The sequence below is a fragment of the Halorubrum sp. CGM5_25_10-8B genome, from assembly GCF_005435095.1.
GTDB lineage: Archaea > Halobacteriota > Halobacteria > Halobacteriales > Haloferacaceae > Halorubrum > Halorubrum ezzemoulense.
This window is the reverse complement of the sequence record NZ_SGTY01000042.1, coordinates 1-508: the sequence shown is the minus strand read 5'-3', so window position 1 is coordinate 508 and position 508 is coordinate 1. Positions and strand designations below refer to the sequence as shown.

Sequence of the window (508 nt, the reverse complement as noted above, 5' to 3'; positions counted from 1 at the left end):
CCCGATCGCCGAGTTGATCCCGACGAACTTCGCGATACTCGAGAGCTTCTCGTCATCGAAATCACTCTTCAACCGGGGCATCTGACCGATTCGAAGGATGTCGACACCGGCGAAGTCCAGTAATAGGGTCATCACGCCGATCACACCGAGAGACTCGGTGAGAATCTTCGTCCGGAAGGCTGTCCGAGAGTTATACTCGCGGTACTCGCCGTGAGTCATGTCCCGCGTCATTTCGCAAATCTCCTCGAGAACAGCTTGTATTCGGTCCCCAAACTCACCGATATCATCAACCAGCTCGTCTTCCTCAGCGATCCACCCGAGGCACGCACTATTTTGGAGAACTCCAGGTGCCTCTTGGAGGAGTCGGCGGAAGTCGCCATTCTCGTCGAGCCGGTCGTCAGTTAGCAGATTGTCCCAGACAAATGTATCAGCCAACGAGCGAGCAGTACAGACCGCCCACTGCATCGGATTGTCGACCTCGGCGGCCACAGCGAGGCGATTCTCGTCC

General features: G+C 56.5%; 1 pseudogene. It reads right to left on the bottom strand.

Annotation, left to right across the window (positions count from 1 at the left end):
• Nucleotides 1-489, bottom strand: a pseudogene (locus EXE51_RS17400) (ArsR family transcriptional regulator); the annotation flags it as partial.
• Nucleotides 490-508: the final 19 nt, after the last annotated feature.